This is a genomic window from Streptomyces sp. bgisy130 (genome assembly GCF_057708345.1).
The window spans coordinates 1-22,628 of record NZ_JBYISA010000053.1; the positions used below are offsets into that span (position 1 = coordinate 1).

At 68.6% G+C, this 22,628-nt stretch carries 19 protein-coding genes; 11 read left to right on the forward strand and 8 right to left on the reverse strand.

The window, feature by feature from the left end:
- Window positions 1–9: 9 nt before the first annotated feature.
- The 3 genes from AC3EUV_RS35260 to eccE form a co-directional block, all read right to left on the reverse strand.
- Complete coding sequence (locus AC3EUV_RS35260) at window positions 10–2,859, reverse strand: SCO5717 family growth-regulating ATPase (RefSeq protein ID WP_435604679.1); 2,850 nt, start codon at window positions 2,857–2,859, stop codon at window positions 10–12.
- A gap of 332 nt (window positions 2,860–3,191) precedes the next feature.
- The gene (locus AC3EUV_RS35265) at window positions 3,192–4,034 is read right to left on the reverse strand and encodes a hypothetical protein (protein ID WP_432146538.1); all 843 of its coding nucleotides are present in this window, start codon (window positions 4,032–4,034) and stop codon (window positions 3,192–3,194) included.
- Window positions 4,034–5,260, reverse strand: coding sequence for a type VII secretion protein EccE (gene eccE / locus AC3EUV_RS35270; RefSeq protein ID WP_432146539.1), 1,227 nt, complete (start codon window positions 5,258–5,260; stop codon window positions 4,034–4,036). The genes AC3EUV_RS35265 and eccE overlap by 1 nt, the downstream gene beginning before the upstream one ends.
- 344 nt (window positions 5,261–5,604) lie before the next feature.
- Here eccE and eccB point away from each other — a divergent pair, with 344 nt between their 5' ends.
- From eccB to AC3EUV_RS35310, 8 genes are all read left to right on the forward strand, one after another.
- Window positions 5,605–7,200: a type VII secretion protein EccB gene (eccB, locus tag AC3EUV_RS35275; protein WP_432146540.1), complete on the forward strand. Its 1,596-nt coding sequence runs from the start codon at window positions 5,605–5,607 to the stop codon at window positions 7,198–7,200.
- Between the two features lie 364 nt (window positions 7,201–7,564).
- The gene (locus AC3EUV_RS35280; protein ID WP_387249207.1) at window positions 7,565–7,888 is read left to right on the forward strand and encodes a WXG100 family type VII secretion target; all 324 of its coding nucleotides are present in this window, start codon (window positions 7,565–7,567) and stop codon (window positions 7,886–7,888) included.
- 124 nt (window positions 7,889–8,012) lie between these two features.
- The gene (locus tag AC3EUV_RS35285; RefSeq protein WP_018093366.1) at window positions 8,013–8,306 is read left to right on the forward strand and encodes a WXG100 family type VII secretion target; all 294 of its coding nucleotides are present in this window, start codon (window positions 8,013–8,015) and stop codon (window positions 8,304–8,306) included.
- Window positions 8,307–8,495: 189 nt separating this feature from the next.
- A complete protein-coding gene (gene mycP / locus AC3EUV_RS35290; RefSeq protein WP_432146541.1) occupies window positions 8,496–9,776 on the forward strand; it encodes a type VII secretion-associated serine protease mycosin in 1,281 nt (426 codons plus the stop codon).
- Window positions 9,769–10,074: a hypothetical protein gene (locus tag AC3EUV_RS35295; RefSeq protein ID WP_435604680.1), complete on the forward strand. Its 306-nt coding sequence runs from the start codon at window positions 9,769–9,771 to the stop codon at window positions 10,072–10,074. The genes mycP and AC3EUV_RS35295 overlap by 8 nt, the downstream gene beginning before the upstream one ends.
- Before the next feature lie 65 nt (window positions 10,075–10,139).
- Complete coding sequence (locus AC3EUV_RS35300; protein ID WP_435604681.1) at window positions 10,140–11,645, forward strand: WXG100 family type VII secretion target; 1,506 nt, start codon at window positions 10,140–10,142, stop codon at window positions 11,643–11,645.
- A gap of 88 nt (window positions 11,646–11,733) precedes the next feature.
- Window positions 11,734–13,065 (forward strand): S8 family peptidase, encoded by a 1,332-nt coding sequence (locus tag AC3EUV_RS35305; RefSeq protein WP_435604682.1) that lies wholly within the window; start codon window positions 11,734–11,736, stop codon window positions 13,063–13,065.
- 76 nt (window positions 13,066–13,141) lie between these two features.
- A complete protein-coding gene (locus AC3EUV_RS35310; RefSeq protein ID WP_435604683.1) occupies window positions 13,142–14,470 on the forward strand; it encodes a S8 family peptidase in 1,329 nt (442 codons plus the stop codon).
- 164 nt (window positions 14,471–14,634) lie between these two features.
- Here the strand turns inward: AC3EUV_RS35310 and AC3EUV_RS35315 are convergent, their stop codons facing one another.
- Window positions 14,635–15,663, reverse strand: a complete 1,029-nt coding sequence (locus tag AC3EUV_RS35315; protein WP_432146546.1) for a WXG100-like domain-containing protein — start codon at window positions 15,661–15,663, stop codon at window positions 14,635–14,637.
- Between the two features lie 160 nt (window positions 15,664–15,823).
- Window positions 15,824–16,156, reverse strand: coding sequence for a WXG100 family type VII secretion target (locus AC3EUV_RS35320; RefSeq protein ID WP_435604684.1), 333 nt, complete (start codon window positions 16,154–16,156; stop codon window positions 15,824–15,826).
- Window positions 16,157–16,581: 425 nt separating this feature from the next.
- Between AC3EUV_RS35320 and AC3EUV_RS35325 the strand changes: the two genes are divergently transcribed.
- Window positions 16,582–16,881, forward strand: a complete 300-nt coding sequence (locus tag AC3EUV_RS35325; RefSeq protein ID WP_388200441.1) for a hypothetical protein — start codon at window positions 16,582–16,584, stop codon at window positions 16,879–16,881.
- 115 nt (window positions 16,882–16,996) lie between these two features.
- On the opposite strand, the gene AC3EUV_RS35330 is transcribed toward AC3EUV_RS35325, so the two are convergent.
- The 3 genes from AC3EUV_RS35330 to AC3EUV_RS35340 form a co-directional block, all read right to left on the reverse strand.
- Window positions 16,997–18,328 (reverse strand): SUKH-4 family immunity protein, encoded by a 1,332-nt coding sequence (locus AC3EUV_RS35330; protein WP_435604685.1) that lies wholly within the window; start codon window positions 18,326–18,328, stop codon window positions 16,997–16,999.
- The gene (locus AC3EUV_RS35335; protein ID WP_435604686.1) at window positions 18,325–20,478 is read right to left on the reverse strand and encodes an ATP-binding protein; all 2,154 of its coding nucleotides are present in this window, start codon (window positions 20,476–20,478) and stop codon (window positions 18,325–18,327) included. Before AC3EUV_RS35335 ends, AC3EUV_RS35330 begins: the two co-directional genes overlap by 4 nt.
- Before the next feature lie 437 nt (window positions 20,479–20,915).
- Entirely contained in the window at window positions 20,916–21,323 is a 408-nt protein-coding gene (locus AC3EUV_RS35340) for a hypothetical protein (RefSeq protein ID WP_435604687.1), read from the reverse strand.
- Between the two features lie 245 nt (window positions 21,324–21,568).
- Between AC3EUV_RS35340 and AC3EUV_RS35345 the strand changes: the two genes are divergently transcribed.
- Together AC3EUV_RS35345 and AC3EUV_RS35350 are read left to right on the forward strand one after the other, a co-directional pair.
- Window positions 21,569–21,877, forward strand: a complete 309-nt coding sequence (locus tag AC3EUV_RS35345; RefSeq protein WP_432146551.1) for a hypothetical protein — start codon at window positions 21,569–21,571, stop codon at window positions 21,875–21,877.
- Window positions 21,874–22,614, forward strand: a complete 741-nt coding sequence (locus tag AC3EUV_RS35350) for a WXG100 family type VII secretion target (RefSeq protein ID WP_432146552.1) — start codon at window positions 21,874–21,876, stop codon at window positions 22,612–22,614. The genes AC3EUV_RS35345 and AC3EUV_RS35350 overlap by 4 nt, the downstream gene beginning before the upstream one ends.
- Window positions 22,615–22,628: the final 14 nt, after the last annotated feature.

Here is a 22,628-nt window from a genome sequence, read left to right on the forward strand (position 1 = left end):
ACGCCCGCCTCACTGCGGAGGCGGCTGCTGCTGCCACCCGGGTGCCAGACCGGGCCCCTCCGGCTGCGGTGCGTCCGGAGCGGGCTGTTGCTGCTGCCAGTGGGCCGGCGGTTGGCCCTGCTGCGGCTGCTGGGTCCAGCCCCCCTGCTGCGGCGGGTAGCCGGCCGGCGGCTGGCCCTGTTGCGGCTGCTGCGGCTGGCCCTGCTGGGGGTACTGCTGCTGCGCGTACGGGTCGCCGCCCATCTGCTGCTGGGCGTACGGATCCCCGCCCATCTGCTGCTGGGGATACATGCCCTGCGCCTGCTGCGCCCGCGCGAAGTCCTCGGCCACCAGGGCGGAGAGGTTGAAGTACGCCTCGCGGGTCTTGGGCCGCATCATGTCGAGGTCGACCTCGGCACCGGCGGCGAGATGCTCGTCGAACGGGACGACCACGACACCGCGGCAACGGGTCTCGAAGTGCGACACGATGTCATCGATCTTGATCATCTTGCCGGTCTCACGGACACCGGAGATGACCGTGATGCCGCGCTGCACCAGGTCGGCGTAGCCGTGCGCGGACAGCCAGTCCAGGGTGGTGCTCGCGCTGCTGGCACCGTCCACGGACGGGGTGGAGATGATGATCAACTGGTCCGCGAGATCGAGGACTCCACGCATCGCGCTGTAGAGCAGACCGGTTCCCGAGTCGGTGAGGATGACCGGGTACTGCTTGCCGAGGACATCGATCGCCCGCCGGTAGTCATCGTCGTTGAAGGTCGTCGAGACGGCCGGGTCGACGTCGTTGGCGAGGATCTCCAGGCCCGAGGGGGCCTGCGAGGTGAACCGGCGGATGTCCATGTAGCTGTGCAGATGCGGGATCGCCTGCACCAGGTCACGGATGGTCGCCCCGGTCTCCCGGCGCACCCGTCGGCCGAGCGTGCCGGCGTCCGGGTTGGCGTCGATCGCCAGGATCTTGTCCTGCCGCTCGGAGGCGAGCGTGGAGCCCAGGGCCGTGGTCGTGGTGGTCTTGCCGACACCGCCCTTGAGGCTGATCACCGCGATCCGGTAACAGGACATCACCGGCGTACGGATCAGCTCCAGCTTGCGCTGCCGCTCCGCCTCTTCCTTCTTCGCGCCCAGCTTGAACTTGGACGGCTGCGCGTTGGCGCCCGGCTTGCGCTTCTTGGGCTGATTGCGCAGCAGCCGGTCGGAGGTCAGCTCGACGGCGGCGCTGTAGCCGAGCGGTGCGCCGGGGGCGGCCCGCTGCTGCGGCTGCTGCTGGCCCGGCTGCGAGTACGACGCGTAGTTGGCCGCGGCGTTCGGGTCGGCGGGCTGCTGACCGGGCAGCGGCTGGTACTGCGCCTGCTGGGCCTGGGCCTGCTGGGCCTGGGCCTGCTGGGCCTGGGCCTGTTGGGCTTGGGCCTGGGCCTGCTGGGCCTGCTGCGCCTGTTGTGCTTGCTGTGCCTGCTGGGCTTGTTGGGCCTGCTGGGCTTGTTGGGCCTGCGCCGCCTGGGCCTGCGCCTGGGCGGCCTGTGCCTGTGCCGCCTGCTGGGCGGCGTGCTGCTGGGCGTAACCGGCCTGCGCCTGGCCCTGCTGCGGGTAGCCCTGCGCACCGGTCTGCGGATAGCCATAAGCCGACTGCTGCGCGGCCGCCTGGGGCTGCTGCTGGGCCTGCTGGGGGTAGCCGTACGCGGGCTGCGGATAGCCGTACGCGGGCTGTTGCTGCTGCGCGGGCGCGCCCTGCTGCTGCGGGTAGCCGGCCTGCTGGGCGTGCTGCCCCTGGGGGTACCCGGCCTGCGGCTGCCCGGCCTGCGGCTGCCCCGCCTGCTGGGCGTGCGGCTGCTGCTGGGCCTGCGGTTGCTGCTGGGCCGGTGCCTGCTGCTGGGCCTGCTGCGCCTGCTGAGCGGCCTGTGCCTGCTGGGCCTGCGCCTGTGCGCTCCGCGGGTCCGCGGGCTGGTACTCGGCCGGCAGCGGTGGCAACGCGCCCTGTCCGGGCACGCCCTGCTGCTGACCGTCCGCCGCGGCACCCCAAGGAGCGCCCTGCTGCGGCACTCCTTGCTGCGGAACGCCCTGCTGGGGAGCCTGCTGCGGGGCCGCCTGCGGGGGCATCGCCTGCTGCGGAATGCCCTGCTGCGGTACGCCCTGCTGCGGAGCCGTCTGCTCCGGAACACCCTGCTGCTGCGGAAGAGCCTGCTGGGGCACACCCTGCCCGGGCATGCCCTGCTGGGGCACGCCCTGGTGCGGCGGCTGCTGGGCCGGTGCGGGCTGCGCCTCCGGCACGGCCGCCTCGGGGGCGGGCTGCGCGGGCACCGCGGCCTCGGGGGCCGGTGCACTCTCCTCGACGGGGGCGGGCGCGGCCGAGGTCTCCGGCTGCGGCGCCGCGTCGGTGGGCGTGACCTCCGGCTCGGGCGCGCTCGTCGCCTCCGGCTCGGTGTCCTCGTCGTCGTCCCAGAGCGAGGCCGACGGATCGACGCCCGTGCCCGCGCGCCGATTACCGGTGCCGGCACCCTCGTTCGCGGCCGGCGCCGACTCCGAGGGAGTCTCCGGCGCGTCCGGGGGAGTGGCGGCGACCGGGGCGTCATGGCCCGTTTCCTGGGGGCGCAGCGTCGGGAATCCCGGCGGCGCGGCCTCCGCGGGCCCGGGGAGCGGCTGTCCCAGGGGCTGTCCAACGGGGGGCTGGGCCCCGGCGGCCGGAGTGGCGGGCGAAGACGCAGGAGGAGCCGCGGACGAGGCCGCGGCACTCGTGCCGCCACCACTGGTGTCGTTGCTCGCGTACCAGGCCGGTGCGGCGAAATCGATCTTGAACTCACCGGTCAGGTCGAACTCGGACTGGTCGTCGTCAGGATCGTTTCCGTCCGGACGGAAAGCCTCCTGCTCGTTCACTGTGCCTCCTGGTGTACTGCAACGCACCTGAACGGCAGGACCGGATACAGGCGGATCGATCGGATGTAGCGGAAGTCGGAACACACCACCCGGGGTTGCGCCAACACTAGCTGTCTCCATCCCCGTATCGACTGCCGTCGTGCTGTGCTCCTGCGGCTCTCCCACACAGCCTAATCAAGAGTCGGCTCATAACGGCAGTCGATGTCATGTCGTCTTCATACCCTTCGCACGCTTACGGGCGCACCCGTGGATGCGCCCGTAGGTCGTGCCCCGCGGCCGGTTGCGGACGCGCTGCGCACAGCGCTGCGCGGGCGACCGGCCCGGAATGACGGTCAGTCCATCCGGCGCGGCCCGCCGAGCAGGTTGGTCTCCGCCTCCGTCGGCTGCGTCATCACGAACTGGTGGCCATCGCGCGAACACCACAGCATGGCGTTGTCGCTGAGCGTCGGCAGCACCGCACCGACCTGCTCCGGCAGCCGCATGATTCGCGTCACAACCTCGGCCTCTTCGGGCGAAAGCCGCTGGAGACCGACCAGATCGGCGCGGCTGAGCATCTGCGGCGACCGCGGCCCGAGGAACGGCAGCACGGTCAGCACCGACTGCCAGGGGCTCGGGGCGAGCTGATTGCGCGGCGGGCGTGCGCCCATGTCCCGTACGACCAGCACCGGGCTGGAAACCGACGGGCCCTGGGGGGCGATCTGGCGCACGTCATGGACCGACACACACTGCTGTCCGCCGCCCGCGGCCTGCGCCATCTGGCCCCAGGCCGGCGGCCGCGCGGTCTCGACCGCGACCCGGGCACCGACGGCGACCGTACGCAGCGCCAGCACCTGGGCCATCCACATGCTGCCGACCAGCGCGATCTCCATCGGCGCGGGCCGCAGCAGGCTCAGCACGGCGGGCTGGTTCTGCGGGTCGATGCCGATGATCACGCCGTCGTCGCCGACCGGCAGGGTCAGGGAGGCGAGGGATTCGGCCGTCAGCACATGGGGGCTGCGCCGCGGACCGCGCAGGCCGTAACCGGGCCTGGGCGTCGGACCGGTCGGTCCCGACTGGTCCTCGTCCGGGCGGGGCTGGTGCGAGAGCCGGTGGCCGCCGTCGCCGCCGCCGAGCGGGGGGTTGCGCCAGCCGTTGCCGCTGGTGTTGACGCGGGGCTGATAGGTGGGAGAGGCCATCAGCGGGTACCTCCGAGGGGAAGCGTGGCCAGCAGGCCGGGCAGCTGTTCCCGGTCGAGCCGTACGAGGCCGACCTTCACGGAACCGGAACGGCGCTCCAACTCGCTCTGAGCGGCCGTGAGTTCGTTCTCGCTGCGGGTGGAAAGACGAACGTAACCCGAGATGGCCGGGGCGCGGCCGCTGCCGTGGGTGGCGGTCAGCGCGAAGGTGCTGGCCATCGCCCTCGTGCTGGTCAGCAGCTGGGTGACGGCCGCCAACGGCGCACCGCCCTGGCCCAGTTGGGGCCACCGGCCGATCCAGTACGTGGAGTGCCAGCGGTCGTCGCAGCGCATCGCCCGGGTCGTCTCCTGGGTGCGGCGGGCGGCTCGTCCCTCGCGCCCCATCGCGCCGTTGGCGGCCCGCGGGCTGACGCACACCGCGGTGCCGATCGCGGCCACCACCTCGCGCTCGGCGAGCACCTTGGCGCGCACCCCGTGCGCGGTCAGCCGGCTGACGAGCTGGTCGGCGGCGCGCAGCAGCGAACGCTTGGCGCCCTCCATCCCGCCGCCGCGAGCCTCGATCGCCTCCGAGCACAGCTCGGGGTCGAGCTTGAGCGCGATCCACGTCAACTGGAGCGCGGGCGTCTGGGCCTGGGCCTGGAGCGGTGCGTACGAGCGGGCCGCGACGGCCTGTTCGGGCAGGTGCGGTGCCGGCGCGGGCTGGGTGTACTGGACGAACTGCACCGACTCCAGGTGGATGTCCTCGATGTCGAGCGCGGTGTGCAGCACCTCGAGCGGCAGCATGTGGCTGCCGCGCTCCGGACGCAGCGGCTCGTCACGGGCGTCCACCTGGACAAGAGCGGTCAGGAACGTGCCGTCACCGACGAACCCGATGGCGCGCTGATCCGACTCGGTCGTGAACTCGTAGGTGCGCAGCGCCGGTTCGCACTCCACCACGGGGGCGATCGCCGGGTCGACGCCCTGTGTGGCCGCGAGTGCGGAGGCGCTCTCCTTGCCGCGGCGCTTCATGGCGCGCACGGTGGTGACCCATTCCGGCAGCGGAATCCGCCGCCGCCGGCCGAGCGCAAAAATGACCAGAACTGCCGCGATCACAATGGCCGCGGTCAGTGCGGCCGGGTGGATCGACCAGCCCACCAGTACCAGGGCCGCGGCGAGTTCGATGATGGCCAGCTGCTGAACGCGGACCCCGCCGATGGTTCCGGCCTGTTGGCGCAGCCGCGGTGCCACCGGACCTGCCGGGCGGGCCGCGGAACCCCGGCCGCCATTTTCTCTGTTGCCCGGAGCTGTGCCGTTTTGGCCAGCATTTCCCGCGTATTGCGGTGCAGCGGAAGGCTGTTGTTGCTGTTGCCGCCCGTTGCGGCGTCGAGCCCTGGTGGCGCTGGACATCCCCCGGCCTGCTCCTCTACTGGTGGTGTGGCCTCTAGGCGTATCGGTCGCCGCTGAGACTGGTGCGTTGGAAGGTGGCACCCGTACCGTACGGGTCGATCGACACACGGCATAGTAGAGGGCGCTACGGCGTGAGTGCCGGGGGCGGTCGATGTGGATCCGACAGGCGGGGAGAGAAAGCAACAATGGCATCACGTCGGGACGAGCTGAATGCGTATTCGTTCGCTCGAAAGCGCACGAATGCGGCATTTCTGAAGCCGCTGCCGAACGGTTCGATCGAGAGCGCTCCCAGGCCCCTGAAGGCGGTGGTGCCGAGCATCATGATGGGGGTCGTGATGCTGGTGGGATTTGGTGCCTGCGGCATTCTCAAGCCTGTTGCCCCGCAAGGCTGGGACGAGGTCGGAAAGAATGTCATCGTCGGGGACAAATCCACCACGCGCTATATCGTCCTGAAGCAGGGCAAGCAGAAACTGCTGCACCCGATCCTTAACCTCGCCTCCGCCCGGCTGCTCATCGACCCGAATTTCAAGGTCGTGAAGGTCAAGGAAGAAGAGCTGGACGGAAAGATCCCGCACGGACCGGCCATCGGTATTCCCTACGCGCCCGACCGGCTGCCCACCACAGAGGACGCCGACACGGCCAAGACCTGGGCGGTGTGCAACCGTCCCGGCAGCGGCCTCAACAGCAAGCCCCAGCAGTCCGTGTTCATCCTGGCCGGCAAGGACAAGCAGGCCGTCGAGGGCAGGGGCAAACTCGGCCCGAGCCAGGCGCTGTTCGTCGAGGACCCGCAGCACAAGAAGTGGCTGGTCGACAGCGAGGGCAAGGCCTTCGAGTTCAACGGGAAGAGCGAAGCGGTCAACGACACCCTGCGCCGCATCATCTTCCGCTCCGCCAAACCGCAGCCGGTGTCCCAGGAATTCATGGACACCCTCCTCGTGATGCCGCGTCAGCTCGGCATCAGCATGCCCGAGGTCACCGGGGCGGGGAGCCAGACCACCGACCCGAAGGTCCCGGCGCGGGCCAGGACCGTCGGCTCGATCCTCCAGGACAGCAGCGGTCAGAAGTACGTCGTGGAGCAGGACGGCGTCGAGCAGGTGACGGACTTCGTGGCGAACCTCCTGGAGGAGGGCGCGAACGCCGACAAGCTGAGCAATGACGGTTCACGGGTCAAGCCCGAACAGATCGCCGTCAACAGCATCGACCCGAAGCGGGACGACTCGGACAACCCGACGTTCTTCCTGGGGAAGTTCGGCACGTTCCCTTCCCCGTGGCCCACCGAGAGCCTCTCGGTGGCCAACGAATTCGAACACGGCTCCCAGACCGGCGGACTGACCCGTCCCACCCGGAACGGCGTCTCGTGCAGCGTTTACAACGGCAAGAACATCAAGTTGCCGGGCGGTGAGGAGAAGCAGCTCGGGTACAAGAACGGCGTGCCCGACATGCAGACCTGGGTCGGCAACGACTACCCGGTCAAGATTGCCACCGGAGCCAACTCGTACGTCACCCCCGGCAGCGGTCTGCTCTACACGGAGGTGCGCACCTCCGCGACGACGGACGGCAGCCAGTTCCTGATCACCGACACCGGACTGCGCTATCCGCTGCCGAAGAACAACGACAGCGAAAACAAGGCCGGCAAGGCCGATGACGAACAGGACAAGGCGAAGGTCCACCTCGGATACGAGGGCACGCATCCGCCGCTGATCATGAAGGCATGGTCCGAACTCCTCTCCACCGGCCCGTCGCTGGAGATTGCGAGCGCCAAGAAGCCGCAGTCGTCCTGATATGAGCGAAGGCCGTACCGAGCCCCGGAAAGGGGCGTTTCGGTGCGGCCTTCTGCGTCCCCCGGATTCCGCCGACACGGTTTTCCCACCGGGACCGCGACGGCCTTCTCCGCACGATCTTCACCGGTCCGGCCCTGTTGGTGAATGACCGATAGCGGTACATCTGTCCGTTTCCCGCGAACAACGTTTCACCGAAGGCCAGTTGGCATTGTTGTGATCCCGTCACAACCGCCCTCCCCCTGTTGGGGACAGCCATATCGAGTGGTTAAAGTAGCCAAAGGCGTCAGCAGGAGATGCCTGCCGCGCGAGCGCCTGTGGCTGCCCGGTGCGGTACGACGTACGAGTCTCATGGGGGACGTTGACTATGGCTGGTCAGCAGTACACAACCACCGAGGAGGAGATGGTCGCGTTCAGCGGCAAGATCTCCTCGGTCAACCAGTCGATCCAGGGCGAGATCTCGCGCCTGAACACGGTCGTCGACACCATCACGTCTGGGTGGAAGGGTGCTGCGGCCTCCTCGTACAACCAGCTCCAGTCGCAGGTGAACGAGGACGCCAACCGTCTCAACCAGCTTCTGGCTGAGATCAAGGAAGCGATCGACGAGACCACCAAGAACTACTCCGCCTCCGAAGAGGAGCAGGCGCAGTCGATCACGCACATCTCCGCCTCGGCTTCCCCGTTCGGATGATGGGGCCGCGCCGCTGACCCGCGGCGCAACGGCCCAGCCGCCGCAGCCCGGGCCCGCCGGCCAATGCCGCCGGCCCGCTGTGGTGTGTGAATCGACCAGCATCATCAACTCCTGAGGAGACACCATGTCAGGCCAGATCCTCGTTAATTTCGCGACGATCTCGCAGGCCAGTTCCGACGTGCGCGGTACGGCCAACAACATCCGTCAGCAGCTCGACGACCTCGAGGCGGGCGTCAAGAAGATCGCCGCCAGCTGGGAAGGTGCGGCGCAGGAGGGCTACCAGGCCCGCCAGCGCGAGTGGGACCAGCGTGCCGCCTCCCTGCACTCGACGCTCGAGGCCATCGCCAAGGCGCTGGACCAGGCCGCGCAGAACTACCAGGCCACTGAGCACAAGAACTCCGGCATCTGGGGAGGCTGACCTCCGGTCAGTCGAGCCGGAAACGGCCAGACCTGAGCAGCCCGGCTGCTCGCACAGTGGTCCATGAGGGCGAGCGCGCTGCATCAGTGCGCTCGCCCTTCTGCCGTCCACCACTCCTTCACCCCTCCGTCTCCCTCTTCTCACCCTTCGTTCCTGCCCAATTCGCCACACATGGAGAGCAGAAAGCCCGTGGGATCTCGCGCCATTGGTCACCGAACCGGGCACCGTCGCCGAGCGGCGGGTGCGCTGGTCACGGCGGCGTGCATCGTCGGCCTGTCGAGTGCCACCGCCGCACCGGCGGTCGCGGACCCGAACGTTCCGCTCAACAGTGGTGAGTGCAAGTTCGGCACCAGCGACATCAAGGAGACCCCCTGGTCGCTCCAGCGCCTCCTGACCAACCAGATGTGGGCGGACACCAGGGGCAAGGGCGTCAGCGTCGCCGTCATCGACACCGGCATCGATGCGGGCAACTCGCAGATCAGGCCCAACATCCAGGGCGCCGGCAAGAAGTTCGTCGCCGGTGACGGCAAGCCGACCGTCGACCGGGTCGGCCACGGCACCAAGGTTGCGGGCATCATCGCCGCCCAGCCGAAACTGGGTTCGGGTTTCTACGGAATCGCCCCCGAGGCGAAGGTCATTCCGCTTCAGCAGACCAGCGAGGAGAAGGCCGGCACCTCCGACAGCCTCGCCGCCGCCATCGAGTACGCGGTCCAGCTGAAGGTCGACATCATCAACATTTCCCAGGGCACGGACGCCAGCGAGGAAAAGCTGATCCCCCTCAAGGCGGCGATCCAGAAAGCGGCCCGTCAGAACATCCTTATCGTCGCGTCGGCCGGAAACGACGGCGCGAGCGGCAAGGAAAAGAACATGTACCCCGCCGCTTTCCAGCAGTTCGACAATGTGCTGTCCGTCGCCGCCTCGGACCGCAACAACGAACGCGCCCCCTTCTCCCAGCCGGGATCCTGGGTCGACATCGCCGCGCCGGGCGTGAACATGGTCTCCACCGTCCCCGACGGCGGTAACTGCGTCGACCAGGGCACCAGCTTCGCCGCACCCTACGCCGCGGGCGCCGCGGCCCTCCTGATCGCGAAGCACCGCAACGAGGTCCCGAGGTGGACCCCGCAGCAGGTCATCTGGCACCTGGAGAAGACCGCGGAGCGCGTGCGCCCGAAGGCGGACCACAACATCGGCTGGGGCGTCGTCGACCCGGTCGCCGCCCTCAACGACGACACCAGGCCCACCACCGAACCCCAGCCGGACAAGCCCACCAACGCGGCTGACGGCTCCAACATCCAGCCGGCCGCCGTCACCATCGGAGAATCCACCGAGGAACGGCGCGCCCGCATCTCCATCTACATCGTCGGCGGCGGACTTCTTGCCGTCGCCGCGGTCGTCGGCTCCTCCATCGCCATCCGCGACTGGCGCCGCAAGACCGGACTGACACCTCACGGGGAGGCCAGTAATGGCTAAGGAATACCGCGTCGATCTGGATGCCTTGGACCAGGTGGTCAAGGAGCTCAATGGTGTCCTGAAGGACATGAACGGGACTAAGGGGAAGGCGGGTAGTGGGACTTTCCTGCCGTCAAATGCCTTGGGGAAGAAGTACAAAGAGCACGAGATGCTGCACACGGCTCACACTGACATGAAGAAGTTCATCGAGGAAGAGATCGTCGGCAAGATCGAGAAGTTGGTCGATGAATTCGGCAAGAAGTCGAAGAAGACGAAGGAAGCCTACGACGACGCCGAGCACGAGAACAAGATCCACTGACGGTGGTTGGCTGATCGCCGACTGAAGGAAAAGGGGGCCCACAGGTGGGTGGAGGAAAGAGTAGCGTGCCTGAAGAAAGGTACGAGAGTTATCGGCATGTGACGGATTTCAACCAGAGCAACTTCAATGGTCTGAAGGACATGCTCGATGGTGCTGATCCGGAAGTGCTTTACTCTGTCGCTCAGCACTGGCAGGACGTGGCCGACGACCTGGAGACACACAGGAATAGTTTCTCCAAGGCCGTGGACAAGGTGACGGAGCACTGGGAGGGCGAGTCAGCGGAACGCTTCAAAAAGAAGGCTCAGCAGATCATCGCGAACTTCGAGGCCGGGAAACCTTGGTGCACTCACACGGCGAAGGTCATGGACGAGTCGGCCAAGGCCCTTCAGACGGCCATCAACAAGGTCAGGATGAAGGAGGAGACCTGGGAACTCGGCGACCTCGATGACTGGGGTTGGGACATCTCCGACGATGATCTCGACGAAGCGCTCAAGAGGGGCGAAGACGCCTCGGGCCTCCTGGAGGCGAACAAGGACAGGCTCGACGATGAGCAGACGCTTCGGCTTGAGTCGACCATCGCCATGGAGCAGTTGGGCTCGTCGTTTGTAAGGGCCTCGAAGGCGCTGAAGGCGCCGCAGCCGGGGAAGGGCGGGATTGACGACAAGATCCCCGACCACGAAAAGGACCCGTCGAACGATCCAGGCGCCATTAACACCCCCATGATTCCGACGGGTGGTGGATCGAAGGGTGGCGGGGGTGGACTCGCGCTCCCCAAGCGGGGTGCGAACTCCGGTAACAGCACCCCCAAGATGCCTAGCCCCCCGAGCCTCAAGCATCCGGGTGTCAGCGGTGGTCTCGGTGAACTGAAGCCTAAGGGGCCCACTGTGGGGACTGGCCTTGACGGCCTCCGCGATGGACCCAGCGGCGGCGGCCTCAAAGCCCCTAGTGGCGGCCCCGGTGGTGGCGGCCTCCATGCGCCCACCGGTGGCGGTCCCGGCGGTGGACCTGGCTTGTCTGGAATGCCGGGCGGCATGCCTGGGACTGGCGGTCTCAAGAGTGGTGGTCCCGGTGGTCTCAAGGGCGGCGCCCCTGGCGGGCTCAAGGGCGCCGGCCCCGGTGGCTCCGGTGGTCTCAAGAGCGGTGGCCCTGGCGGTCTCAAGGGCGGCACACCTGGTTCCACCCCAGGTGGTTCCCAAGCGGGGGGCCGTGCCGGCATGCCCGGCATGGCCGGCGCACATGGTGGTGGCGCAGGGAAGGGCGCGGGCGGCGGAGGAGTCAGCGCCGGCGGTGCCCAGGCGCGGCAGAAGGGCGGGATCATCGGGTCGCCCGGTGGTAAAGCCAGCGGCGGAGGACAGGGGGGAGCCGGCCTGCACCGCAGTCGAGGGGGAACTGCATCCGGGGACAACTCGGGTAGCGGACGTCGCCCGGCAGGCATGATGGGTGGCGCGCATGGTGCGCCCGGCGCCAGGGGCGAGGGCGGAAGCGGCGACGCGAGCCGTCCTGACTACCTCGTGGAAGACGAGGAAACCTGGACAGCCAAGCGTAATGTGGCTCCCCCGGTCATCGAGTAGTAACGGCCGGTCAAGCAATCGGCGGACGTGCTGGGGCCCGCAGCCCCTCGGGCTGCGGGCCCCGACTCTGTAAGGAAGGTGTTACGGCATGAGCTTCACGCGGACGCTGCGTGCGGTGGGCGGCGCGGTGGTGGCGGGAGCTCTGCTCTTCGGCACCGCGCCGGTTGCTGCGGCAGATCAGATCAGAAAAGACCAGTGGCCGTTGACTGTCTTCGGCGTTGACGATATTTGGAAGGCGTCAACCGGCAAGGGCGTCACGGTCGCGGTCATCGATGATCCGGTGGATGGCAGCCATCGCGACCTCAAGGGAAACGTGCTTCCAGGGAAGAGTTTCTTCACTGGAGGAACGGCAGACCATCCATACGGGGAGCGCGAGCACGGCACAGCTATGGCTTCGCTCATCGCTGGGCACGGGCATGGGCCGGGGGGCAGCGACGGCGTCAAGGGGCTGGCTCCTGATGCCAAGATCCTTCCTGTCGGGATTGACCTTGGAGATCCTGACGGGGACTCAGATTCCAGCGGGGAGAGGCTGTCCTACGCTGAACCGCTGAGGTATGCCGTAGACCACGGTGCGCGTGTGGTGAACATGTCGTTCATGACTGATGATGTGGTGCCCTCAGATGCTGAGCAGGCGGCCGTTGACTACGCTCGGAAGCACGATGTGCTGGTAGTTGCGGGGTCAGGAAATTCTGGGGTCAGCTCTCCACGTAATCCGGCAGTGGCGCGTGGGGTTCTTGCCGTGGGAGCTGCGGACATTGACCTCAAGGTCTGGAAGTTCTCCAACTACGGTTCTCACATCAAGCTGCTGGCGCCGGGGCTTCATATCCGGTCGGCGGGAGTTGAGACTCCATACCGCTTGGCGAATGGCACGTCAGACTCCACAGCGTACGTTTCCGCCGCCGCTGCCCTCGTCCGCTCCAAGTTCCCTGACCTCACCGCAGGCCAGGTCGCTAACCGTCTGGTGAAGACCGCTGTTCTGCCGGACAGCATGAAGGGAAAGAAGCTTCCCGACGCCCACTACGGCTACGGCATCGTCAACCCCTGGCAGGCGCTCATCAAGAAGATGCCCGCCGGGTCGGAGAACGGGCCGTTGCCTGCCCTCAAGGATGGTTCGTCCAAGGCGTCTGGTAGCGGCAAGGACGCGCAGCAGGCAACCGAGAGCGACAAGGGCATGAGTACGGGCCTCATCATCGGCATTCTCGGTGGTGTGGTCGGCCTCCTCGTCGTCGTGCTGATCGTTGTGCTGGTGGTCAAGAAGAAGAACGGGCGGAATGGTCCGCCTCCGGGCGGCCCCGGTGGTTACGGCGGACCGGGTAGCCCTGGTGGCTTTGTGCCGCATCCGCCGAACCCGAGCCACCAGCAGCCGAGCGCGCCCGGTGCGTATCCGTCGGCGCCGCCCACGCAGCCGCCGGGGCGGTAATTCCGAACTGTTTCATCAAGGCACGGCCCGCAGCTTTGAGCTGCGGGCCGCACTGTTGGGGGAGAGGTATTACAGCGTGAGTTTCACGCGGACGCTGCGTGCGGTGGGCGGCGCGGTGGTGGCGGGTGCACTGCTCTTCGGCACCGCGCCGGTTGCTTCGGCAGATCAGATCAGGCATGAACAGTGGCCGTTGAGGTCCTTCGGAGCTGACGACATCTGGAAGGTGTCAACCGGCATGGGCGTCACGGTCGCGGTCATCGACGACCCCGTAGATGGAAGTCACCCTGACCTCAAGGGAAGTGTGCTTCCTGGCAAGAGTTTCATCGATGGGGGAACGGCAGATAGCCCGGATGGGAAGTATGAGCATGGCACTGCCATGGCTTCGCTCATCGCTGGGCACGGGCATGGTCCTGGGGGATCCGATGGAGTGAAGGGGCTGGCGCCTGATTCCAAGATCCTTCCCGTGGGAATCGACCTTGGCGACAAGGAGGGGTCCTACGCGGAACCGTTGAGGTACGCCGTGGACCACGGCGCGAAGATCGTCAACATGTCGTTCGAGGACTTTGGGGACACGTCACCTGCTGAAAAGGCAGCTGTTGACTATGCCCGGAAGCATGACGTCCTGGTCGTTGCGGCATCTGGAAACTCTGGCTCCAGCACTCCGCGTCTTCCTTCTGCGGTACCGGGGGTTCTCGCTGTCGGAGCAGTGGACATTGACCTCAAGGTCTGGAAATTCTCCAGCTACGGGCCGCATATCAAATTGCTGGCTCCAGGGCTTCATATCCGGTCGGCGGGGGTGGAGACCCCCTATCGCTTGGCCAATGGCACGTCAGACTCCACAGCGTATGTATCCGCCGCCGCTGCCCTCCTCCGCTCCAAGTTCCCGAATCTGACCGCCGGCCAGATCGCCAACCGTCTGGTGAAGACTGCCGGTCTGCCGGATGACATGAAGGGGAAGAAGCTTCCTGACCCCCACTACGGCTACGGTTTCATCAGGCCGTCCAAGGCACTGACCGCGAACATCCCCACGGGCTCGGAGAACGGGCCGCTGCCTGCCCTCAGCGAGGGCTCGTCCAAGGGATCCGGCAGCGGCAAAGACGCGCAGCAGGCAGCCGACAGCGCTAAGGGTATGAGTACGGGCGTCGTCATCGGCATTGTCGGTGGTGTGGTCGGCCTTCTCGTTGTCGTGCTGATTGTTGTGTTGATGGTCAAGAAGAAGAACGGGCGTAATGGCCCGCCTCCTGGTGGCCCCGGCGGCCCCGGTGGTTACGGCGGTTATGGCGGACCGGGCGGCCCCGGCGGCTTCGCGCCGCCCTACCCGTCGACTCCAAACCCCTACCAGCAGCAGCCGACCGCGCCCGGTTGGCACCCGCCGGCGCCGCCCATGCAGCCGCCGGGACGGTAGTCCCAACCTCGCTTCATCAAAGATGCGGCCCGCAGCTTCCCGAGCTGCGGGCCGCACGCTGTTGAGAAAAGGGGCGCCGCGCCGAGCGCTTCGGCGGACTGTATCCGGGACGGACGGATGGACGGACAGCAGGGCTGGACGCGTTCCAGCCGTAGGGTGCCGGGTCAGCCGAAGACCGAGCGGACCTCGTCCGTTACATCCGGGTTGTTGGTGGCGGCGCCGCCCGTGCGGCGGTCGACGTGGCGTTGGGCGTGGTTGAGGCCGCGGTTGGTGAGGTCTTCCTTGGCATGGTCGATGTAGGTGCCGGGGTCGGCGAGGCTCGCGACGCCGTCCTTGTAGTCCTGGGCGCCTTCCTTGATGCCGTCGACGTATTCGCCGGCCTTGTCCTTGGCGATGTCGGTGGTTTCGCCCCAGTCGATTCCGTCGCGGGCGCCGAAGTGACTTTCGATGCCCTGCTGTGTGACGTTCTGGGCCATCTCCGTCGCGGCCTCTTGGGCCTTGGCCTTGCCCTCTTCGACGATCTTGTCCCTGGCGATTTCCTTCGCCTGATCGACGACCTTGTCCTTGACGGTCTCCTTGACCGTCTTCTTCACATAGTCCGCCGCGATCTTGCGGGCTTCCTTGGAGACCGCCTTCTTCGCCATCTTCTTGATGGCGTCCATGGTGGCGTGCTCCATCGCCTTGGTGGCCGCCTCCATGACCTCGCGTTTGATCTTGTCGAGGATCTGGCGGACCATCACGCGGGTCGCTTGAGTGGCCCCTGCGGCACCGAGCTCGGAAAGGCCGAGGGTGAAGGGCGCGGCGGCCTGGGCCGCGATGATCTCGGTGGCCAGGATGACGAGTTGGACGATGACCGCGATTTTGCCGGCGAGAACGGCGATGGCGGCCGCGTCGAAGGCGAGGGCGATGACCTCGGCCGCCGCGGCGGCATCGCGGAGATAGTTGTCCCCGCTGTTCCCGCTGCCGGCGAAGGAGCCCCATGCGTTCGAAAAGCCCTCGATCGCGTCGCCGGAATTGGCGGAGACGACTTCATTGGCTGCCGAAGAGCCCTGGGAGGACGCCTTATTGACAGCCTCGGCGAAGTTGCGCCAGGTCTGGGCGCATTCATGGAGCTTGTCCTCGTCGGCGTCCGGCCAGTTGTAGCCGAGGAGGTCCAGGACCCAAGCTACCTCGCTTGGCAGCGTCAATGACACAGTGATCGTCCCCCGTGCAGTGATGACCGATTGTGGAATGGAAGGGAAGGGTGTGGAGAAGGAGAGGAAGGGAGAGTGAGGGAGGGAGAGTGAGGGAGAGCAAGAGTGAGGCGGGGGCGAGAATGTCGCGCGCCCGGCTCATGAAGGGCAGCCGGTGGCGTCAGACGGCCGGACGGCCTACCGCGCTGATGGTGTGAATGCCCTGCTCGTCGGATTCGGAGTACGAGTCGCCCATCTGCTGGAGCTTCTCGCCGATGCCTTCGAGGCGCTCGCCCAGGGAGTCCATCGACTCGAACATGCCGTCCCGGATGGGCGTGTAGACCGTTTCGAAAATATCGCCGAAGTCGCAGTTCTCCCAGGGGCTGCCCAGACCTTCAAGATCGTCTTGAAGCTTCTTCGACGCCTTGGAGAAATCGCTGCCGATGTGCGCAAACGCGTTGCCCTGCGTGCGCAGCACATCCGGATCGACGTCGAACGCCTTGCCTGCCACCATTGCCCCCGTTTTGCGGTGTCCCGCGCGATACTTGTCGCGTTCTTAACGAGCCCACATTAGGCGATCTGAATGCAGGCATGTCAAGGCGAGAGGTGTGGAGAGAACGTGGGCATCGTGGTGTGTCAACGTCGTTGGGATTCTGGGGAATTGCCCCACCTGAGGCATGGATGAACCTTGTGGGCGGCGCGGATGCGGGCGCCACGGCGACGTACTGAAAGGGAAGGTTAAATATTGGTACGCCGCTGGTCAATCATTTGCGGAGTGTGGAGTGTGGAGCGTTCCGGCGTCCCCTCCCGACCGGGTCCCGTAGGGAATCCGTTCCGGGAGAGTGCGTCTGGTCGACCCGCCTACGTGCAGCGTGAGTTGAGCCCCGGGTCGGGGATCGGCGCCGCTCGGCGATCACCCGTCCCGTAGCATTCCCGCTCATGGACGTACCCGGCAATGAAGAGCCCCTCCCCGAGAGCCGTGTGGGGCTGACGCCTCGTCAGGCGCGGCGAATACGCATCGTCCTGGCCTCCGTGCTGATGGCCGCGATGGCGGGGGTGCTCGTGGTGCGCCTGGCGTCGCGTACGTCGGTGCTGGTGGTCGGGGTGTACGGAGCCGCACTGGTGCTCTGCGGTGTGGTGATCGAACTCAGCCGTCACGGGCGTACCCGGCTCGGCACCTGGTTGCTGGGCATCGGCCTGGTGGCCGCGCTCGCCTCGGACTGGCTGTTGTTGCCCTGACGGCCGGGGTGGGAGAAACGGGGGCCCGAAGCCCCCGAAGCCCCCGAGCCCCGCGTCTTGCAGAACAGGCCCCCGTTCAGAACAGGCCCCGTACCTCAGAACAGCCCCCGGTCCCTCAGAACAAGCCGTGCCACATCTGCTCGATGACCAGCGACCACCAGTTGCTGTCGTCGTCCAGCGCCCAGGAGTCGAGCGCCGCGATCTGCTCCTGGAAGGCGGCGACCGCCGCTCCCGCCGCGTACGGGTCCATGCCCTGCATCTGCGTGCGCGTGGTGGCCAGCAGGGCCAGTGAGCGGAGGTAGGCGGACAGCGTCCGGTTGACGAACCGGCCGCCGCCCGACGACGGCTGGACCGCCCAGACGGTGCCGACCAGGTTCTGGTTCTCCTCCGCGGCCGTGCACTGGACGGCGAGTGTGTAGAGGCCGTCGGTGCCGATCCGGACGTAGCCGGCGAGGGTGGCCAGGGTCTGCTCCTTGGCCTCCGTGCCGGTGGCGCGCAGGGAGGTCGCCACGTCCGTGAACAGCCCGCCGGCGGGCGGTGCCGCCGGCCGGTCCGCGGTGAAGAAGAAGGGCACCTGAGACGGCAGACCGGCCCAGACCAGAGTGCTCTTCGTGGCCTCGGGCAGCTGCGTCCTGGCGAGATCGTCGGCGTCCGGGCGGGTGACGCCCTGCGGCCCGAAGACCTCCACGAGGTGCTTGCCGAGTGCCACGTCCCGCATCTGCGGGGCGGGCTCGACCCGCTGCGGCACCGGCACCCGGTGCGGCCGCGGCGGCGCCTGGCGACCCGTCAGCTGATGCATCATCTCGACGTGCCGCAGCAGTCCGGCCACGCCCTCGGCGCGCTCCTCGGGCCGCATGCCGTAGCCCTCGGTGCAGGAGAACGAGGCATTCGGGAAGGTGCGCAGGATGAAGTCGCCGGGGTAGCCGCCGGGCAGCAGGGCCGAGCGCAGATCGGTGTGCACCGCGCGGACGTTCGCGGGCTGCACGCCCAGCCGCTGGAGCTCGTCGTAGAGCTGGAATTCGGCGGGCGGCTGGCCGGGCGCCGAGACGCGGGCGAGGCTGGTCTCCTCGCCGGTCGACGGGTCGGCGTAGGTCGCGACGGCGGTGTTGCCGGGGCCGGTGACCGGCGGTTCGGCGGGGGCCGCCGGAGCCGCGACGGCCCCGGTACCGTGCTTCTGCTGGTACATCCGGACGACCTCCTCGACCGGTACCGACGGCCACACCGTCAGCTCGCCGGACGCCCGGTCGACGACCCCGCAGGCGGCGCCGACCTCGGCGGGCGGGCGCCGCGCTCCCGTCTGCGGGTCGACCTCGGGGGGCGGCGGTACGGCCCACACCACCCAGCCGAGGTCGAACTCCTGCATGGCCACCTCACGCGGGGGACCCTGATGTCCCTCGGGGTTGAGCCAGCGGGCGGCGGTGGCGTGTGCCTGCGCCTGGTTGATCACGAGTGGTCTCCTTCGAGGCCGTCGGAAGCAGCGGAGTCGGCGGCGCCGGTGCGCTGGGCCGGCACGGTGGGGGCGGCCGCGGGAGCCGCGGCGAGGATCTGCCGGGCGGTCACCCCGCGTGTGGTGGCGACGACCAGCACCCCGTCGGGCGAGAGGTCGGCGCCGGTGAGCGGGGCGTCCGAGAGCAGCGCGGCCACCACCTCCCGGCCGGCGCGGGACCAGACCCGCAGGTAGTCGGCACCCCGGCTGAACCCGAAGGGGGCCGCCGCCTTCGCCTCCTCGGAGGGCAGCTGCACCTGCGTCGGGTCGGCGTCGACATAGCCGGGCCGCAGCAGATCGTGGAGGAGCAGCGCCGCGCCGCTGCCCCCGGAGGTGTCGTCGTCCGCGCCAGGCATCGTACGGGAGCCGGGGGTGCCCTCGGGGACGACGAAGGCGGCCACGGGACGGAGCGCGGCTGCCGCGCCGGAGGCCGCTGCCGCTCCTTCCCCGCCGGCCCCGGCACCGTCCGCGCCCGTTTCCGCCGCCGTGCCCTCGCCGCCCTCCTGGGGCAGGGCACCGGTCGTCACGGCGCGGACGCCGGCCAGCGGCACGCTCCACAGCGTGCGCCACGGCAGGTCGAAGCCGAGGGTGTGCAGCGCCTCCGCGTACGGCGCCAGCCCGTCCTCGACGAACGCGCTCTCCAGGAACGCCGCCCGCATGTCGGCCGGAGCCTGTGAGCGCGTCAGCAGCGGAGCGGTGCGCAGGTACGTACGGGCCGGGGCGCCCAGCTGCTCCAGCGGTACGGCCTCGATGGCGGCCCGCAGGGTCACCGGGTCGGCGTGCGCGAACAGGCCCGGGTCGGTGAGGAGTTGGGGGAGCAGCCCGGCTTCGAGGGTGTGTGCGGCGAGATGGTCGCGGATGTACGGGTCGGCCTTGGCCCAGTTCTGCTGCGGCACCGCCTCCAGCAGCGCCATGGCGATCTTGGTCTGGGCGTCCCGGACGTCCGGCAGACCGGAGCGGATCTCCTCGGCGATCCCCGGGTGCTGGAGTCGCAGCAGCATACGGCCGTCGTCGGCACCGTCCCCGGCCGCCTCGTCGTCCGCGCCCGCCTCCGTGGCCTCTTCCGCGTCCGCCTCGACCGGCTGGATGAACGGCGCGGCCAGCAGCATGCCGTCGGCGAGATCCCGGCTCATGTCCCATCCGGCCACGGCGTTCGCCAGCGCACCCCACAGCTGGGCCGGCAGACCCTCACCCTCGGCGAACGCGAGCGGTGCCAGCAGCAGCCGCAGGGTCTGCGGATCGACGCCCAGCCGGCGGGCATGCAGATCGAGGGCCTCGCCGACGGTGGCGGGCAGCAGGGACTCGTCCGCCGGGTCGACGTTCTCGGGCTGCAAGAGCAGCGACTGCAGGGCGAGCTGGGCGGTCAGCCGGTTGCCGTCCGCACGCCGGGCAAGGGCCTCGGCTAGCGGCCGGCGCACGGCGGGGTCGGTGGTGAAGGGCAGTTCCGGCGCCCCGGCGGCGGGGTCGAGCGCGGTCTCGGCGTGCAGCAGCAGACCCTTCGGGTCGGCCCACTCCGGCGCATCGAGATCGATGATCTGCGCCTGGCCGGACGGCAGCGCCCCGGCCAGTTCCGCGGCCAGTTCGCGCGGCACATCGGCGAGCAGCTGCACCGTTTCGGTGGCGGCGAGCGGCTTGAGCACGTCCCGTACGAGGCGGGCCGGCTCCTGCGTGGCACGGACCGGGCCGGCCCGGTCGACGTCCGGCACCACAATCGTCACCGGCTCTTCACGAGCGGCGAGTTCGGGAAAGATGTCGTCGGCGCGCTCCGCGTGCAGTCCGAAATGATCGGCGATGACCCACAACAGCTGGGCCGCGGTGCGCCCCGCGGGGCTCGGCACCGCGGGCGCCGGGAGGTCCGGGGGCACGGTCGCCGGGTCCAGATCGTCCAGCGGCAGCTGCTTGCGGTAGCCGGGATCGCACAGCATCAGGAAGCCGGTGACCAGGCGGGAGCGCCCGCTGCCCGGGTTTCCGGTGAGCACGATGACGCGCGGGGCGCCGGGCCAGCGCATCCGCCAGGCCGCGAGCGCGCGGAGCGCGGCGGTGCGGCCGCCGACGTACGGATGAGGTGCATATCCGGCCACTGCGGCGATTCCTTCGTCTGAGGCGCTCATGGCTTTCTCGTCCCCCATCAATCCCGTCTCCACCTTTGTGGATTCCTGCGTGTACCGGCTCGATCCTATGATCCGGACCGACCGCCCGGGACGGGGCGGGGGTGGCTGTGCCGGAACTGGAACACGCAGGCCGGGCCCCTTGCCGAGTTGCTGCGCAAGGTGGCTCGCGTGGCCCGCGTTAAGTGCGTTGTCCCTGGGGCGCGGTGTGGAGAAAACGGGAATACCGTGTGCCGAAAGAAAGCAGATTCGTCCATGAATCCGGCGGCCGATCTGCTTTCTTCCGCAGCGTCTCCCATGGACTCTTTGAACGGATTTCGGCGGAGGAAAGGAACGGACCCGCCGCACCGACGGGCCGGCCGCCGCTCCGACGGCCGCACTGCCGGGCCGGCCGCCGCACCGACGGTCCGGCCCCGCCCACCGCCCGGGGAAAGAGCCGGTCAGCCCCGGTGTCCGCCGCCCCGGCCGCCGCGCCGCGGAGTGGTGACGATGTTGCCCGAGGGGCCGTCGCGCTCGGCGCGCTCCTCGTCCTCCTTGGCTTCCTGCTCCTTCTGCCAGGCGGCGAACTTCTCGCGGGACTCCTCGCGCTCCGCCATGGTCTGGTTCTCCGCGGCCCGCCGGATCTCGCTCATCCGGTCGCCCAGCGCGTCCATGTACCCCGGCGTCTGGATCGCGTCCTTCATGCCGATACGGCCGGAGAGCACCTCCTGGGCCATCTCCTGGAGCTTGCCGCCGACGTTGGGGTTGGCCGCCAGGACCTTCAGTGCCTTACGCAGCCGGTGCGCCTGCTCCGGATCCTGGGCGACGTCCATCAGGTCCTCGTCCTGGATCTGCCGCTCGTTGCTCATCCCTGCCCCCTTGAACGTGGTGGCACAGCAACCGCATGTGCTGCACCGGCGTCCTGAAGTCTAATGACGGGTGTGAACGGGTCGTCAAGGCGGGGGTTGTCGGTATTGCCGCATATTGCAACGTATGCATTCCGCGGTTCACTGTCCGCCCGCTCCGGAGAGGGCTTCGGGCCTATTGCGCGTGTGCTAGACCTGAGGAGATGTTGGCAGGTAGAGGTAGCTGTCATTCAATTCGGGGAGAAATGATGTCCGACGAAGTCCGGCTCAGTACCGAGGAGTTGCACAAGCTCGGTGCGACCTTCGAGATACGCGCGGAAGAACTGAGCCGGCAGCTGGCCGTATTCAGACGGCGGGCCGATGCCGAGGCCCTCCGGGACGGCTTCGGCAGCGACGAGGAGGCCCGGCCGTTCCGTGAGCTGTACGAGCAGGCCGAGCAGGCGCTCGTCCAGCTTCAGCAGCGGCTCGCCGAGGTCGGCGGAGGGATCAAGGAGACCGTCGCGAATGCGCAGGCGGCCGAGGACGAGCTGGTCGAGATGATGCGGAGCGTCAAGTGAGCGAGCCACGCAACCCCCAGGCCCTGCACGAAGCGGCGGCCGGCTGGCGGGAGATGGGCCAGCACCTCGACGGCCTGGTCCGTGATCTGGACCGGCATGTCGGCACCGCCGCCGCGGCCAACTGGCACGGCCCGGCGGGCGAGGCGTTCGCGGGGGAGTGGCACCGCCTCAAGCGGTCCGTCGACGACTCCCTGCCCGCCTTCGAACTGGCCGCCGCCGACCTGGAGAACGCGGCCGCCGCGCCCCCCGAGGACAAGGGCGGCGAGGAACACCACGAGGCGTCGCCGGCCAAGAACTCCGCGGGCTCCTCGTCCTCGTCGGGCACCGAGGTCGCCTACGGCTTCATGGCGCTCGGCCAGCTCGCCAATGGCCTCGGCGGCGCGTTCGGCAAGCGCGGTGGCGGGGGCGGCCAGTCGCGGGGGCCGGCCGTCCGCCACACCTGGGAGACCTCCACCGCCGCGCAGGGGCCCGACCCGTTCGGACCGGCGAAGGCCGGCGAGGCGAAGACGCGGGGCGGTGAGGGCATCGCCAAGGGCGTACGGACCCAGCCGGCCGTCGCGGAGCCGGCCCCCGGCGAGGAGCGGGCCCCGAAGGCCGGACAGGAGAAGAAGGGGACGGCCGCCGGGCCCGCCACCGCCGCCGCGGCCGAGGCCCCGGCCAAGGGCGCCCCGGCCACCGGCGGCGAGACCCTCGGCCGGCCCGCTCCCGACGTCACCCAGCACGGCGCGTTCGGCTGACAGCTCGCCGGTCG